Origin of the sequence: Maribacter sp. PR1 (assembly GCF_028464145.1) — a bacterium.
Taxonomy (GTDB): Bacteria; Bacteroidota; Bacteroidia; order Flavobacteriales; family Flavobacteriaceae; genus Maribacter.
Window position 1 is genome coordinate 203,010 of the sequence record NZ_JAQPCG010000006.1, and the last position, 16,724, is coordinate 219,733.

General features: G+C 36.5%; 15 protein-coding genes. 12 read left to right on the forward strand and 3 right to left on the reverse strand.

Annotated elements, in window-relative coordinates:
• Positions 1-190: 190 nt before the first annotated feature.
• From PP182_RS13680 to PP182_RS13690, 3 genes are read left to right on the forward strand one after another with little or no spacing between them, the layout of a single operon-like run.
• Positions 191-1,624, forward strand: coding sequence for an L-serine ammonia-lyase (locus PP182_RS13680; RefSeq protein WP_272651826.1), 1,434 nt, complete (start codon positions 191-193; stop codon positions 1,622-1,624).
• Positions 1,625-1,650: 26 nt separating this feature from the next.
• Positions 1,651-3,570, forward strand: coding sequence for a DUF294 nucleotidyltransferase-like domain-containing protein (locus PP182_RS13685; protein ID WP_272651827.1), 1,920 nt, complete (start codon positions 1,651-1,653; stop codon positions 3,568-3,570).
• Positions 3,570-4,220: a 3'-5' exonuclease gene (locus tag PP182_RS13690; protein WP_272651828.1), complete on the forward strand. Its 651-nt coding sequence runs from the start codon at positions 3,570-3,572 to the stop codon at positions 4,218-4,220. The genes PP182_RS13685 and PP182_RS13690 overlap by 1 nt, the downstream gene beginning before the upstream one ends.
• Here the strand turns inward: PP182_RS13690 and PP182_RS13695 are convergent, their stop codons facing one another.
• Positions 4,221-5,174: a phosphoribosylaminoimidazolesuccinocarboxamide synthase gene (locus PP182_RS13695; protein WP_272651829.1), complete on the reverse strand. Its 954-nt coding sequence runs from the start codon at positions 5,172-5,174 to the stop codon at positions 4,221-4,223.
• 5 nt (positions 5,175-5,179) lie between these two features.
• Positions 5,180-6,133, reverse strand: a complete 954-nt coding sequence (locus tag PP182_RS13700; protein ID WP_272651830.1) for a PhoH family protein — start codon at positions 6,131-6,133, stop codon at positions 5,180-5,182.
• 129 nt (positions 6,134-6,262) lie between these two features.
• On the opposite strand from PP182_RS13700, the gene PP182_RS13705 reads away from it, so the two are divergent.
• Positions 6,263-7,093, forward strand: coding sequence for an SAM hydrolase/SAM-dependent halogenase family protein (locus PP182_RS13705; protein WP_272651831.1), 831 nt, complete (start codon positions 6,263-6,265; stop codon positions 7,091-7,093).
• A gap of 313 nt (positions 7,094-7,406) precedes the next feature.
• A complete protein-coding gene (gene dnaN, locus PP182_RS13710) occupies positions 7,407-8,525 on the forward strand; it encodes a DNA polymerase III subunit beta (RefSeq protein WP_272651832.1) in 1,119 nt (372 codons plus the stop codon).
• A gap of 65 nt (positions 8,526-8,590) precedes the next feature.
• Here the strand turns inward: dnaN and PP182_RS13715 are convergent, their stop codons facing one another.
• Entirely contained in the window at positions 8,591-8,956 is a 366-nt protein-coding gene (locus PP182_RS13715) for a DUF4870 domain-containing protein (RefSeq protein ID WP_272651833.1), read from the reverse strand.
• A gap of 190 nt (positions 8,957-9,146) precedes the next feature.
• Between PP182_RS13715 and mnmE the strand changes: the two genes are divergently transcribed.
• The 7 genes from mnmE (at position 9,147) to rfbD (ending at position 16,723) form a co-directional block, all read left to right on the forward strand.
• Positions 9,147-10,553: a tRNA uridine-5-carboxymethylaminomethyl(34) synthesis GTPase MnmE gene (gene mnmE, locus PP182_RS13720; protein ID WP_272651834.1), complete on the forward strand. Its 1,407-nt coding sequence runs from the start codon at positions 9,147-9,149 to the stop codon at positions 10,551-10,553.
• A gap of 48 nt (positions 10,554-10,601) precedes the next feature.
• Positions 10,602-11,315, forward strand: coding sequence for a tyrosine-protein phosphatase (locus PP182_RS13725; RefSeq protein ID WP_330097996.1), 714 nt, complete (start codon positions 10,602-10,604; stop codon positions 11,313-11,315).
• A 530-nt stretch (positions 11,316-11,845) separates the two neighbouring features.
• A complete protein-coding gene (locus PP182_RS13730) occupies positions 11,846-13,186 on the forward strand; it encodes an MraY family glycosyltransferase (protein WP_272651836.1) in 1,341 nt (446 codons plus the stop codon).
• Between the two features lie 142 nt (positions 13,187-13,328).
• Positions 13,329-14,396: a dTDP-glucose 4,6-dehydratase gene (rfbB, locus tag PP182_RS13735; protein ID WP_272651837.1), complete on the forward strand. Its 1,068-nt coding sequence runs from the start codon at positions 13,329-13,331 to the stop codon at positions 14,394-14,396.
• A 4-nt stretch (positions 14,397-14,400) separates the two neighbouring features.
• Positions 14,401-15,279 carry a glucose-1-phosphate thymidylyltransferase RfbA gene (rfbA, locus tag PP182_RS13740; RefSeq protein WP_272651838.1) on the forward strand — a complete coding sequence of 293 codons (879 nt, stop codon included), beginning with the start codon at positions 14,401-14,403 and terminating at the stop codon, positions 15,277-15,279.
• Between the two features lies 1 nt (position 15,280).
• A complete protein-coding gene (gene rfbC / locus PP182_RS13745) occupies positions 15,281-15,832 on the forward strand; it encodes a dTDP-4-dehydrorhamnose 3,5-epimerase (RefSeq protein WP_272651839.1) in 552 nt (183 codons plus the stop codon).
• Between the two features lie 6 nt (positions 15,833-15,838).
• The gene (gene rfbD / locus PP182_RS13750; protein ID WP_272651840.1) at positions 15,839-16,723 is read left to right on the forward strand and encodes a dTDP-4-dehydrorhamnose reductase; all 885 of its coding nucleotides are present in this window, start codon (positions 15,839-15,841) and stop codon (positions 16,721-16,723) included.
• Position 16,724: the final 1 nt, after the last annotated feature.

Below are 16,724 nucleotides of genomic sequence, written 5' to 3' on the forward strand. Positions count from 1 at the left end.
TAAAATTTAAGTGCTTAATTTTTCAATCACTGTACAAATGACAAACAATATGCCAAGGGACAAAAACTGACAGGATGTCATTTATTCATTTAATTCGTCTTTCTACTAGTGGTTTTAAATAAATCAAAATTGAAAACGACAACTTCCTCAATCTAACTTTGTACATTAGTATTTGACTAGAATAAAGGATATGTTGCAAAGAGAAAGCATAAGTATATTTGACATGCTCAAAATCGGCATTGGCCCTTCCAGCTCCCATACATTGGGGCCTTGGCGTGCTGCCGAACGGTGGATATCCGAATTGAGAAAGGACGGTCTCTTTGATGCTGTGGTAACCATTAGGGCCAATGTATATGGCTCCTTGTCCTTAACGGGAAAAGGGCATGCCACGGATTATGCCATAATACTAGGGCTTTTGGGAACTGACCCTGAAATTATCCCCATTGAGGATATAAATACGATGGTACAAGAGGTCAAAAACACCCACATTCTAATTTTTGGAGGAGAAAAAAAACTAAATTTCAATCCGGATGAAGATATCGTTTTCCATAAAAAATTCTTACCCTTTCATGCCAACGGACTAAAGTTTCAAGCCGTTCTGGAAAGCGGTAAAAAAATATCCAAAACCTATTACTCTATTGGAGGCGGTTTTGTTGTGGTCGAAGAACGTAAAAATGCCAAAAAAAAGGATATTGCTTTTAGTACTTTCCCCTACCCCATCGAAAATGGAAAAGAATTATTGGAAGCTTGTAGTAAAGCCTCAAAAAATATTTCGGAAATAGTATTGGCCAACGAAAGATCATTGCGATCGGACCAAGAAATAGATTATCAAATAAAAAGAGTCTGGAATACCATGCTCGAATGTATGTATACCGGATGCCACACGGAAGGAAAGCTCCCCGGTGGCCTAAACGTTAAGAGAAGGGCATTCGAAATGCATAGCAAGCTTATGGGTGACCTTCCCTATGCTAATCCTGAGGAGTGGCTACAATCTATACGACAAACAGAAGTCAAATTCAGGCAAATATTACAATGGGTAAGTTGTTTCGCTTTGAGCGTCAATGAGGTCAATGCCTCCTTGGGAAGGGTCGTAACCGCTCCGACCAATGGTAGTGCAGGTGTTATTCCTGCTGTACTCATGTATTATATGGTCATTGAAAATCATGCTGGAAATTTTGAGCACATTAAACAATTTCTTTTGGTTGCAGGAGAAATTGGAAGTATTTTTAAAAAGGGAGCAACCATTTCTGCAGCCATGGGCGGTTGCCAGGCAGAAATTGGAGTGTCTTCGGCCATGGCAGCTGGAGCCTTGACCGAACTATTGGGAGGTACGCCCGAACAAGTTTTAATGGCCGCAGAAATAGCGATGGAACATCACTTAGGGCTTACCTGCGACCCCATTGGCGGGCTGGTTCAAATCCCTTGTATTGAACGTAATTCCATGGGGGCCATCAAGGCCATCAATGCGACGGAGTTAGCTTTGGGTTCCGACCCATCCGAAGCAAAAGTACCTTTGGACAAAGTGGTACAAACGATGTGGGAAACAGCCAAGGACATGAGTTCAAAATATAAGGAAACCTCTGAAGGAGGCTTGGCAGTTGGTGTTTTCTTAAGCGACTGTTAATCGGGAAATTTAATTATCTGACCAGAATGAAAAATCTTATTTCCGAACGCGTTGCGGATTTCTTGAAGAATTTTCCTCCGTTCAACATAATGGATAAAATCCTACTGGACAAACTTTCCCAAGAAGTATCCATTATCTATAAAGAAAAGGGTAGTAGGGTTTTTTCCTTGGACGAAAGTCCACATCCCCATTTTTATGTCGTTCACAAGGGAGCAATTGAGCTCAGTAACCCGAATACAAAATCAATCTCGGATTACTGTGATGAAGGAGATATTTTTGGTTTACGCCCCTTGATAGCCAAAGAGAACTATAAACTAGAAGCGTTGGCCTATGAAGAATCCATTATTTATGCCATCCCAATATCTGCTTTTCGTCCAATTATTGAGTCAGACTCTAGGGTCTCCAATTTTCTAACGGAAAGTTTCGCTTCAAATACTAGAAACCCCTATAATCAAGCTCCAAAATTTAATAGAACCGGGGTATCTACAAGTATTAATTCGCAGGGAAACCTAGTTATCGATGATTTTCAACCTGTTAGATATTCTAAAAAGTTAGTGACATGCAGTCCCAGAACGACCATACAGAAAGCAGCGGAAAAAATGACCAAAAACCGAATCGGCTCCATACTCATTTGCGATAAAGAACTACCAGTCGGTATTGTCACGGATAAAGACTTAAGAAACAAAGTAGTAACCGGAAGTGTCCCTATCACTTCAACCGTAAAGGGTATTATGTCATCACCGGTAATCACTTATCCGCCAAAAATTACCATAGCGCAAGCCCAAATGGCAATGATGAAAAGCGATATAAGCCATTTAATACTTACCAAGGATGGAACTGCAAACAGCGCACCTGTTGGCATGGTTTCGAAGAATGATATTATGGTTTCGCTTGGAGACAATCCAGCGGTTATTGTCAAGGCCATAAAACGAGCAGAAAAAATTAAGCAGGTTAAGGAACTGCGAAAAAGCATCATGATGCTATTAAATGGTTATTTGGAACAGAATCTACCCATGGCACTTACTTCCAAAATAATTTCGGAATTAAATGATACCTGCATAAAACAGGTTATCCAAATTTCCTTAAAAAAAATGAAGTCTCTACCTCCGGTAAGTTTTGCTTGGCTTGCCTTGGGTAGCCAGGGACGTGGCGAACAGTTGTTACATACGGACCAAGACAATGCACTGGTTTTCGAGGATGTTTCCGATGAAGAGCTTCCCAAGACTACAGGGTATTTTCTAAAGCTTTCGCAAAAAGTCACCAAAGGACTCCATAAAATTGGCTATGAATATTGCCCTGCCGAAATGATGGCATCCAATCCTAAATGGTGCCTTAGCCTTAAGGAGTGGAAAAACAAACTGTCCTATTGGATTATTAACCCCGGCCCAAACGAGGTATTAATGTCATCTATATTTTTCGATTACAGTCTCGCCTACGGAGAACGTGATTTATTGAACCAAATGTCCGAACATATTTTTTCCAACGTGAAGAAGTATCCCATATTTTTGGTACATATTGCGAATGGCGCTTTGCAAAGTCCGTCTCCTTCTGGATTTTTTAGGTCATTTCTCGTGGAGCAGGATGGACAGCATAAAGACTTTTTCGATTTGAAGAACAGGGCGTTACGCCCCCTAATCGATGCTGCTCGTGTATTGGTTCTATCCCATTCGGTAAAAGGAATCAGTAATACATGGGAACGTTATGAGAAATTAGCAGAACTGGAACCCAATAATAAAGAACTCTATCTTGCCTGTTCTTATGCTACCAAGGCCCTACTAAAATTTAGAACCAAACAAGGTTTACTACATCACGACTCCGGTCGATTCATCGAATTGGAATCCCTGACAAAAGAGGAAAAAATGAAACTGAAAAGAACGTTCAAAGCGATCAAAGAAATCCAGGACGTAATTTCTATCCGTTTTAAAGTTGCTAATATATTGGGTTGATGGGTATACTTAATAGGTTTTCTAATCTTCCAGAGTACTGGAACACTTATGCCAGGATGTTTAAGAACCCCTTACCTAAAAATTTCGATGAACTAACCTTTGTAGTTCTTGACACGGAAACCACAGGTTTTGATAAAATTCAGGATAGAATACTATCAATTGGTGCACTTAAATTAAAGAACAACCAAATACATGTTGATGATATTTTCGATGTTTATATCGAACAGAAAAAGTTTAATGAAAAAAGTGTAGCCATACATGGTATTTTAAATAACAGCAAACACAATTGTACCTCCGAAGAATTTGCAATTCAAAAATTCCTTGAATATGTTGGGAATAATGTCATAGTGGCTCACCACGCTGGGTTTGATATAGGAATGATCAATAATGCCTTAAAACGCTTGGGACTTCCCAAACTAAAGAACAAATGCTTGGATACCGGAGTTTTGTATAAAAAAACATTGATTAAGTCCTATCTTGTTCAGCCGCAAGAACACTATTCCTTGGATGATTTAGCTGAAAAGTATTCGATATCAAAAAAAGATAGACATACGGCCTTGGGAGATGCCTATATCACAGCTTTAGCTTTTGTGAAAATACTTTCCAAAATCAAAGAAAAGAAAGTGTTGTCCTTGAAAAATTTGAGGTAATTAAGCCTTGTTCAAATAGTTTAGGATATTTGTCTCAATACGGTCATTGATATGCTCCGTATCTGCTTTTATAAAGGCCTCACCTGTTATATTCTCATACAGCTCTATATATCGTTCCGATACGGATTCAATATATTCATCAGACATTGGCGGTACTTTTTGTCCCTCCAATCCTTGAAATCCATTGGAAATGAGCCATTGCCTAACAAACTCCTTGGACAATTGCTTTTGAGGTTCATTTTTATCCTGTCTTTGTTGATAACCATCCGCATAAAAATAACGCGATGAATCTGGAGTATGAATTTCGTCTATCAAAACAATTTTACCCTCCTTAGTTTTTCCGAACTCATATTTAGTATCCACCAAAATAAGCCCTCTTTCTGCGGCAATTTCTGTTCCCCGCTGAAACAGGTCTCTAGTATATTTTTCCAGAATCTCGTAATCGTCCTTGGATACAATTCCTCGTCTTAGAATATCTTCTTTGGAAATGTCCTCATCATGATCTCCCATTTCCGCCTTGGTTGCCGGAGTGATCATTGGGGTCGGAAATTTATCGTTTTCCTTTAAACCCTCTGGCATAGGAACACCACAAAGTAGTCTTTTGCCAGCTTTGTATTCCCTTGCTGCATGGCCAGACATATAGCCTCTAATGACCATCTCTACCTTAAAAGGCTCACAAGCATGTCCTATGGCTACATTAGGGTCGGGAGTGGCCATTAACCAATTGGGAACGATATCGGCTGTTGAAACCATCATTTTAGTCGCAATCTGATTTAATATCTGTCCTTTATAAGGTATCCCTTTGGGCATGACCACATCAAAGGCCGAGAGTCTGTCGGTGGCAATCATAATTAGCCTATCGTCCTCGAGGGCATAAACTTCCCTGACCTTACCTTTATAGACGCTTTTCTGATTGGGAAACGTAAAATTGGTATCAAAAATGGTATTCGACATTAAATCTAATTTTGATGTTCAATAGTTTTGTAGGCGTCTATTACTTTTTTCACCAGTTTGTGACGGATTACGTCCTTATCATCCAGGTATATCACTTCAATACCTTCCAAATTTTGAAGTATAAGCAAGGCCTCCTTGAGCCCAGAAATGGTTCTTCTTGGTAAATCTATCTGACCCGGGTCCCCTGTTACCAAAAACTTGGCGTTCTTGCCCATTCGGGTAAGGAACATCTTCATTTGAGCATGTGTAGTGTTTTGTGCTTCATCTAAAATAACAAAGGCATTGTCCAGGGTTCTTCCTCTCATAAAAGCCATGGGAGCAATTTGTATGGTACCATTCTCAATATAGTGCGCCAACTTTTCGGCAGGTATCATATCCCTAAGTGCATCATACAAGGGTTGCATGTAAGGGTCTAGCTTTTCCTTTAAATCACCAGGTAAAAAACCAAGATTCTCTCCGGCTTCAACAGCAGGTCTGGTCAATATAATTCTTCGGACCTGTTTTTCTTTCAAGGCTTTAACGGCCAAAGCTACACCTGTATAGGTTTTACCTGTACCTGCAGGGCCTATAGCAAAAACCATGTCGCATTTTTTAGCGGCATCCACCAACCTACGTTGATTAGCGGTCTGCGCTTTAATGAGTCGTCCACTTACACCATGAACCAAGGTTTCCCCACTCTTTTCCGAACCATGATAGTCCTTTGAATCATCGCTAGTAAGCACACGTTCAATACTGTTTTCGTCCAGTTTGTTATACTTCACGAAATGCTCCGTAAGCATATCAAAACGTTTGTCAAACTCCTCTAACTGGTCTTCGTCGCCATAGGCCTTTATTTTATTGCCCCTAGCAACAATTTTTAGTTTTGGAAAATACTTTTTTAGAAGATCTATATTTTCATTTTGTTGCCCAAAAAATTCTCTGGGATTGACTTCGGTGAGTTCTAATACGATTTCGTTCAAATAGTGGGATTTTGAAGATTTTAATTCCACCAAGTTTAATTTCGCTTGGCTGTTTTTTTGTTTAATTTTGTATATCAAATTTAAGTAAAAATTAAGTTTGCCTAACCAAAAACATATCAACATTGCTGCATGGCAATAATTACCCTTACTACAGACTTTGGATTGAAAGACCACTTTGTTGGGGTGCTGAAAGGTTCTATTTATAGCGAATTACCGGACGCCAAAATTGTTGATATTTCCCATGACATTGCTCCGTTCAACATACAGGAGTGTGCTTATATCTTAAAAAACTCGTACCACAGTTTCCCTAAGGGTTCTATACATATTGTAGGCATTGATTCGGAAGCTACGGAGGAAAACCAACACATTGCGGTGCTTATCGATGGACATTACTTTATAGGTGCAAATACCGGCGTCATTGGATTAATAACCTCTGAAATAAAACCAGAGAAAATTTTCGAGATAAAAATTCCAGATCCCTTTCACGGTTCTTTCCCCGTATTAAGCGTTTTTGTTCAAGTGGCCTGTCATATTGCCCGTGGCGGCACGCTGGAAGTAGTGGGAAAACCCTTTTCCGAACTCAAGGAACTCAAAGAATTTATTCCAAGAATAGTGGACGATGGCAAAAAAATAATTGGTAGCGTCATCTATATTGATAATTATGGTAATGTGGTAACCAATATTCAGAAACACCTTTTTGAAGCTTACAAAAAAGGGCGTGACTTCGAATTATTGGTGCGAAATCATAAAATAAAAATAATACATAAGGCCTACACGGATATTGTGGACTATTCTGTCGAAAAAAGTAGGCGCAAGGGTGACGGTGACTTGCTCGCATTATTTAATTCCTCCAACTATATAGAATTGGCCATTTTCAGAAGTAATCTAAAAACAGTGGGTGGTGCGGCAACGCTTTTAGGCCTAGATTATAGGGATACCATAATTATAGATTTTCTCTAGGCAATAACTAAATTCAAGGCTACACCTACATAATTAGGTCATGGTCTTTTGTTGAACGATAAGAGAAATATATAGTCTGGATATTAATAGAAATAGTTAATAACTCTAAAAGCAAACACTTAAGTTTACCCCAGCCAACCTTGATATAAAGGCGGTTTTGTAGGTAAATTTATGAGGTAAGACTGTTAATAAGTTTGTTTCCTATAAATAACCATTTAAAATATCTTTGTTTGATGGCAAAAGAGTTTGTGATAAGCCATTTAAATAAGGATAAAGCAGCCTTTACAGATTGAAATAACACAAAGAACGACCGATGAAATTTATTGTTTCCAGTACTTATTTATTAAAACAACTTCAAATCTTGGGAGGTGTAATTAATAACAGTAATACCCTACCCATCTTAGATAACTTTTTGTTTTATTTGAATAAGGACAAATTAACGGTATCCGCTTCTGATTTGGAAACCACTATGAGTTCTGTTTTAAATGTTGACTCGGACAATGAGGGAACCATAGCGGTCCCTGCAAGGTTACTTTTAGATACGTTAAAAACTTTTCCGGAACAACCCTTAACTTTTATTGTTGCGGATAACCATACCGTGGAGATTAGCTCAAATCATGGTAAATATGCCTTGGCATACGCTGATGGTGCGGAGTTTCCAAAAGCCGTTGAGCTCTCCAGTCCCAGCTCCACAACATTATTAGGTGATATTTTGGCTACGGCCATAAACAAAACCATATTCGCGGCAGGTAACGACGATTTAAGACCTGTCATGAGCGGTGTGTTTTTTCAATTCTCTCCGGAGCATCTAACTTTCGTTGCTACCGATGCACACAAATTGGTAAAATATCAAAGGGAAGATGTTAGTGCTTCCGAGGTTGCAGAATTTATTATGCCCAAAAAGCCATTAACGCTCCTAAAGGGAATTTTGGCCGGTAGTGAATCGGATGTACTTATTGAATATAACGACAGCAACGCAAAGTTTACATTTGACGATACTGAACTTATTTGTCGGTTGATTGATGGTAAATATCCAAATTACGAAGCTGTTATACCCAAGGAAAACCCGAATAAACTTACGATTGCCAGAAATCAATTTTTGAGTTCGGTAAAAAGGGTCTCCATTTTTTCCAATAAAACTACCCACCAGATTCGATTAAAGATTGCCGGTGCCGAGTTAAACATATCCGCAGAGGATATCGACTATTCCAATAAAGCTGAAGAACGGTTAACATGTTCCTATCAAGGAGACGACATGCAAATAGGTTTTAACTCCAGATTCCTTACAGAAATGCTGAATAATCTGGGTTCTGATGAAGTTTCACTGGAAATGAGTTTACCTAACAGAGCGGGCATACTAACACCTATAGATGGATTGGACGAAGGTGAAAATGTGACCATGCTGGTAATGCCGGTAATGCTCAATAATTAATATAACCATCCTAAAATAAAAAAGGGGAACTATTATGGTTCCCCTTTTTGTTGTTATATATAAGATTATGAAATAAACCGTATTGTACCAAAGTAACTTGGAGATTCTCCATTACCTGCCCTTACGGCATTTACAATAGGCATGACAAAGGATAATACTCCTGCGAAAACCAAAAGAACAATCCCTGCGCCTAAAAGCAAAATAGCCGGTATTCCAATAATCACATACAAGATTAAACTTAATTGAAAATTAATAATGGCCTTGCCATGCTCATCCATTCCAATTACCGAATCTTTTGTTGTGAGCCAGAGCACTAGTGGAACTATTAAACCTCCAAATCCGGTTATATAATCCAGATACTGGGTTAGATGTGCCACCACTAATAATTTTCTATCCTCCCTAAGCGCTATATTTTGATTTACAACTTCCATTTTTGATTGATTTATGATGAATATCCATTAATAGGACGCAATTGATTGGAATTTGTTACAAAAATCAACATCCATTATATAATTATTTCTTTCCTATTAAAGCCCTATAAGATAACCTGTGTAATTAAAAATACAAATGTTCGTTTTAAAATGAATCAAAGACTACTCCCTAATTGATTATTTTTGCGGTATGAATAGAAATGAAACCATTATAGCTTTGGCAACAGCTTCAGGAGCGGGAGCAATAGCCGTTATTAGGATTTCAGGAGCGCGTGCTATTACTATTGGCTCGGCATTGTTCAAGTCGGTCAGCGGGAAAAACCTAGCGAATCAGAAAACACATACCATTCATCTAGGTCATATAGTAGATGGCGAAAAAATATTGGACCAAGTTCTTGTTTCCCTATTTAAAGGACCTAATTCATATACCGGAGAAAACGTGCTTGAAATCTCCTGTCATGGCTCACCCTTTATTCAACAGGAAATTATACAATTGTTTTTGAGAAATGGCTGTAGAATGGCAGAGGCCGGCGAGTTTACCTTACAGGCTTTTCTCAACGGTAAAATGGACTTAAGCCAAGCAGAAGCCGTTGCGGATTTGATCGCTTCGGACAATGCCGCGAATCATCAAATTGCTATGCAACAAATGCGTGGTGGGTTTAGCAACGAAATACAAAAGCTTAGGCAGGAATTGCTAAACTTTGCTTCATTAATAGAGTTGGAGTTGGATTTCGCCGAAGAGGATGTAGAATTTGCGGATAGGACACAGTTCAAAACGCTGGTTAATAAAATTCAGGAAGTCCTAAAAAGGTTGATTAATTCCTTTGCCATAGGAAATGTAATAAAAAACGGGATTCCGGTTGCTATAGTAGGAGAGCCCAATGTGGGAAAATCGACCTTGTTAAATGCATTGTTAAATGAAGAGCGGGCCATCGTTTCGGACATTGCCGGAACGACCAGGGACAGTATTGAAGATGAAATTAACATCGGTGGAATTGGTTTTCGGTTTATAGATACAGCGGGTATTCGAGAAACCCAAGATGTAGTAGAAAGTATAGGTATCAAAAAAACTTTTGAGAAAATAGCGCAATCCCAAGTCGTCATATTATTGGTGGATGGCGCAACTTTACAAAAGGAAGCTTTGTTAGGTGACAGGTTAAAGCTAATTGCCTCTGAAGCTGAAAAAATTAGAAATAAGCAACCCGGAAAACCGTTTATTCTGTTGGTGAATAAAGCAGATGTACTGACGGAAAATCAAGAAAAGGAAATAAAAAATGTTCTGACCGACTCTCAATTTATTTCGGCAAAAACTGGAATGGGCATTGAAGCGTTACAAAGTCAGTTGTTGGAATTTGTGAACACAGGAGCTCTTAGGAATAATGAGACCATAGTAACCAATAGTCGACATTATGATTCCTTAATACGCGCGCTTGAAGCCATTGAGAAAGTTCAAGCAGGGATGGATGAAGAACTTCCCAGCGATTTAATGGCCATTGATGTTAAAGAAACCTTGTATCACCTTGGAGAAATAACTGGGGAAGTTACTAACGATGAACTATTAGGCAACATATTTGCCAATTTCTGTATCGGGAAGTAAAACCCAAAAAAAATTAAAATGTTCAATTTTTTTACGAAGAAAAATTATTTGGTCGATTACTTGGAAGGCTTTGTGGATATCCACAATCATATACTTCCGGGAATTGATGACGGGGCTAAAACCGTGGAGGATTCGTTAGCCCTTATAAAAGGTTTTGGTGAATTTGGTGTAAATGATTTTGTATGTACTCCTCACATTATGGAAAATTATTATCCTAATACACCTACAACGATTTCTAAATCCCTGTCACTTTTAAAAAATGAATTAAAAATGCAAGGTATGAACGAAATAAATATTTCTGCTGCTGCCGAACATATGATAGACGCCAATTTTGAAACTAAACTAAAAGAGAGTCTTATCATGCCCCTTGCTAATAAATATCTTTTAATCGAAATGTCTTTTCTACAAGCATCAATTAATTTTGATACCTCCATTGGTAAAATAAAAAGTGTGGGATTGTTTCCAACCCTTGCACATCCAGAAAGATATCTTTTTATGCATCGTAAAATGAGTTCATATGAAAAACTTAAAAAAGATGGGATATTGCTACAACTAAATTTACTTTCACTTGGAAGTTACTATGGGAAAGATGTTCAAAAAATTGCCCATTATTTAATCGGAAAAAATTATATCAATTTATTGGGGTCAGACATTCATAATTTAGAGCAGTTAATGGAACTAAAAAAAGTAACGTTGAACCGGAAAAATATCCAAAAAATAAAGGAAATTTTAAATGAAAATAAAAAATTTAAAAACTCATAAACCATTTTGATTTGCATTACTAAAGTACAGAAAACTGAACATAAAAAATTCTCCAAATTTTAAAAAAATCATTACGTGGTAACGAATTGTCAAACCCTTTTATTTCAATATCTTAATTATTGTTGAATTTAGAGTTGTCATAAAAAGAGTGTAGTTACATTTTTCGGGAAGCCTCAATTCCATTGCAACAAGGGAGGCACTTGAAAACAAATTTACTCAATCATCTAACTTTGCCGTTTTGAGAGGTTTCATGTTATTTTTTTTGTTGATTAAGTTAATCTTTGTTTCTAAATAAACAAATCTTTGAATTTGTTATAAACTTTCAATCCTTATGATGAAGGTAAAATCGCCTTTGTAAATATGGAACATGTTAAAAATGGTTAATCATATTGTTTTTTGGTATTTAATCGATAATTAACATTTATTTAGATAATGCTTTCTACCTTAGTTGCCAGTTCCCTAGAAAAACAAGTAAGTCTATATATTCACTTACTATAAGTATAAAAAAAGTAAACAATCGTAAATTATTTATGTCCTACTTAACCAATTTGTTTTCTAGCCCTTATGTCTATTCAGCCCTTTCCTTTTTATTGGCATTTATAATTGCCATTAGAGTATTTCCTGTGATTATTTACACGGTAAGAACAAAAAATATAATGGATGAGCCAGGAGGAAGAAAAATTCATTCAATGAATATTCCAACTCTCGGCGGAGTGGGTTTATTTGCATCATTCTCTATCCCTTTAATATTATTTGGATTATCGACTGGTTTGGTTAGACCAGATTTAATTAAATTATTGTCAATAATTGGCTCAACTCTAATTTTATTATTCTTGGGAATTAAGGATGATTTAATAGCAATACCTCCAAGAAAAAAATTAGCAGCACAGATTATAGCAGCAGGCATTGTTGTTTTTTCAACTGACCTAAGGGTAGATAGTTTCTTTACTCTTTTCGGTATTCAAAACCTTCCATATTTTGCATCTCTATTAATTACTTTTTTCGTCTTTATTTTAGTTATCAATGCTTTTAATTTAATTGATGGTATTGATGGACTTGCTGGCTCAGTTGCGGTTATGGGTTGCTGTACATTTGGTATTTTTTTCTTACAAAATGGACAAACATTAATGGCACTAGTGTCCTTTACTCTTATTGGGGCTACCTTAGGGTTTTTGATGTTTAATTTATCTAAATCATTGAACAAAAAGCTTTTTATGGGCGATTCTGGTTCAATGTTTGTAGGCTTTCTTTTGGCTTATCAAGGAATTTCATTTCTTTCAGTGAATTCTAATGAGGAAATAACAACTACCATAGCAAATGCCCCCATTATGCTTTTAGCTATTCTGTCATTTCCCTTAGTGGATACTTTAAGAGTTTTTATTTTTAGGGCGAAACAAAAAAGAAGCCCTTTTAGTCCAGACAAGAATCATATACATCATAGACTTTTAACTTTAGGTCTTTCGCATAGACAGTCGACCTCTGTGATAATGATGCTGAACTGGGCCGTAATTGGAGTAGTTTTTGCCACAGATAGTCTAAATATTAATGTTCAACTAGTCGTATTTATACTTACAAGTTTAACCATGTATCTTTTCCCGTTTACAAAATCAGGTGCAAGTTTAATTAGTAAACTATCCAATCCCTCGAGAGTTAAAGAAAAAACTTTGGCCCATTCTAAATATAATAATTCTAAGATAGTTTTGAATAAACCAGTTGTTGCTGAAGATAATTCAAAATCGATTTATTTTTATGACAAAAAAAATAATGACGAAATTTCTAATACCTCAAATCAAAATAAAGATGATTCTGAGATAAAGAAAATCCTTCAGAAGAGAATGGAAGCTTTTAAAAAAGCCTCTTACATAAAATAATAGTTACCTCTCTTCGTTCCTTAACCAATGGTATACGTAAAACAATTTTCGATAATCAGATAAAGATTGTGTTGGCAATTAATATTTTAATTGTAAAGCGCCGCCTATCATTTAACAAAAAAGATATTTCAAAAATACGCTAATGAAAAATCTAGAATTAAAAAAACGAAAAATATTAATCACAGGAGGTGCTGGTTTTATTGGTTCCCATGTTGTAAGACGATTTGTTGAAAAATACCCGAATTATCATATTTACAATTTAGATTCACTTACCTATGCTGGAAATTTAGAAAACTTAATTGACATTGAAGAAAAGGATAATTACACTTTTCTTCATGGAGATATTTCTGACGAAAAGTATGTGTCAAGAATCTTCAACGAATATCAATTTGATGGAGTTATACATTTGGCCGCAGAATCCCATGTAGACAGATCAATTTCTAATCCTTTATCCTTTGCCAGAACGAATATTTTGGGTACTATGATTTTACTTAATAATTTTCGGAATTTGTGGGGAGATAAGTGGGGTGGAAAACGCTTCTATCATATAAGTACGGACGAGGTATATGGAACTTTAGGAAAAACTGGTTTATTTACAGAAGAAACTTCTTACGAACCCAACTCACCATATTCCGCATCTAAAGCTAGTTCCGATCATTTTGTAAGAGCTTATGGAGAAACATACAGCTTGCCTTATGTCATCACTAATTGTTCCAACAATTATGGGGCAAATCAATTCCCCGAAAAGTTGATTCCATTGTTCATACATAATATTATAAACAAAAAACCTTTGCCGGTCTATGGTGATGGCAATTATACCAGAGACTGGCTTTATGTTATAGATCATGCCATTGCAATAGATTTAGTATATCATAGAGGATTAGACAAACAGACCTATAATATTGGCGGTTTCAATGAATGGAAAAATCTCGATTTAGTTAAGTTGCTTTGTAAGCTTATGGATGAAAAGTTAGGCCGTCAAACAAACAGTAGTGAAAAATTAATAAATTTTGTCAAAGATAGGCCTGGTCATGATTTAAGGTATGCAATCGATGCTTCCAAAATCCAAAAAGAACTGGGTTGGAGTCCATCAGTAACATTTGAAGAAGGACTTTCTAAAACAATTGATTGGTATCTCAACAATGAAGAATGGTTAAAAAATGTAACCAGTGGTGCGTACCAACAATATTATAAAGAGCAATATACATAATTTTATGAAAGGAATAATTTTAGCAGGAGGTTCAGGTACTAGATTATACCCATTAACCAAAGGAACTTCTAAGCAATTGTTACCAATCAACGATAAGCCAATGATCTATTACCCTTTATCAGTTCTGATGCTGGCAGGGATTAAGGATATTTTGATTATCTCTACACCTTTGGATTTACCCCGATTCAAGCAATTGCTTGGTGATGGTTCAGATTTTGGAATGCGATTTGAATATAAAGAGCAACCCTCACCAGATGGTTTAGCACAGGCTTTTATAATTGGAGAAGAATTCATTGGAAAGGATGATGTATGTTTGGTTTTAGGAGATAATATTTTCTATGGGCATGGATTCACCGAATTACTAAAAAAATCCGTTTCAAATGTCACTAATGAAAGAAAAGCTACAGTGTTTGGGTACTACGTTCAAGACCCTGAACGCTATGGAGTAGTTGATTTTGACAAAAATGGAACCGCACTAAGTATTGAAGAAAAACCGAAAAATCCTAAAAGTCATTATGCCGTAGTCGGACTTTATTTTTATCCAAACAGTGTTGTTGATATTGCGAAAAATGTAACACCAAGCCATCGAGGAGAATTGGAGATAACATCTGTGAACAAGGAATATTTGGATAGGGATTGCTTAAAAGTTGAGCTTATGGGTAGAGGCTATGCATGGCTAGATACCGGAACTCATGAATCCCTTTTGGAAGCTTCAAATTACATACAGACTATAGAAAATAGGCAAGGACTCAAAGTAGCATGTCTGGAGGAAATTGCATATGAAAAAGGGTATATTACAAAAGAACAATTATTAAAACTAGCCGACCCTCTTAAGAAGAATAACTATGGTCAATATTTAATACAAAGAGCAGAAGAATTATAGTATGAATTTTACAAGATTGGAAATACCTGATTTAATTTTATGTGAACCAAACATTTTTGGAGATCAACGCGGCTATTTTGCCGAAACTTTTAGAGAAGATAAGTTAAGTGATTTTTTAGGATATAAGATAGATTTTTGCCAAGATAACGAATCAAAATCTACCTTAGGGGTAATTAGAGGTTTACACTATCAAATGAATCCATCCGCTCAGACCAAACTTGTGAGGGTTATGAAAGGTAAGGTTTTGGATGTAGCTCTGGACATTAGAAAAAACTCACCAACTTTTGGGAAACACCTCGCAGTTGAGCTTTCGGGTGAAAACAAAAAACAGTTGTTGATTCCAAAAGGCTTTGCCCACGGTTTTATTGTACTTAGTCAAGAAGTGCTTTTTGCATATAAGGTAGATAATTATTATAATAGAGAGAGCGAAAGAGGTATTTCATTTGATGACCCTACGTTGGGAATCGACTGGAAAATGGATAAAGGAAAAATGGAGTTTTCCTTAAAAGATGCTGACTTACCATTGTTTAAAAATGCCGATTATTTCGAATAAATATTTATGTTGAATATATTAGTTACCGGATCAAAAGGACAGTTAGGTTCAGAAATACGGGCTCTAAAAGTGCAGTACCAAAATTTTAAATTCTATTGCACGAATTATGAGCAATTAGACATTTCTAATTTCACCGCCGTAAATGAATTTGTTAAATCTTTTGGTATAAATGTGATAATAAACTGTGCGGCCTATACCGCTGTGGATAAAGCCGAGAATGAGAGCACTAAAGCCAATGAGGTAAATAACTTGGCAGTATTCAATCTGGCAAGGATAGCAAACGATAGCGGTATTAGTCTTATCCATATCTCTACAGATTATGTATATGACGGAATGGCATATAGACCATATACCGAAGATGACGATACCAACCCCAAATGTGAATATGGTAAAAGCAAACTAGCTGGTGAAAAATCAATGTTAGAACTAAATCCCCCTAATTCAATAATAATTAGAACCTCTTGGGTTTTTTCAAGTTATGGATCCAATTTTGTAAAGACTATGTTGCGTTTGGGAAGAGAGCGTAACCAATTGAGCATTATTTTTGACCAAGTCGGCACACCCACTTACGCCGGAGATTTGGCCAGAACAATTTTGGATATTCTGCCAAAAATAAAAAACGATACTGTGGAAGTTTATCATTATAGCAATGAAGGTGTTTGTAGTTGGTTTGATTTTGCAAAGACTATTTTTTCTATCGAAAATATCACAATAGATGTGTCTCCTATTGAAACCAAAGAATATCCAACACCAGCAAAAAGACCACATTATAGTGTATTGAATAAACAAAAAATAAAAAAAGCTTACCAGGTAGAAATTCCATATTGGAAGGATTCATTGGCGGTTTGCTTAATGAAAATAAATAATCCAAGCACACCCATATTGATTTAAA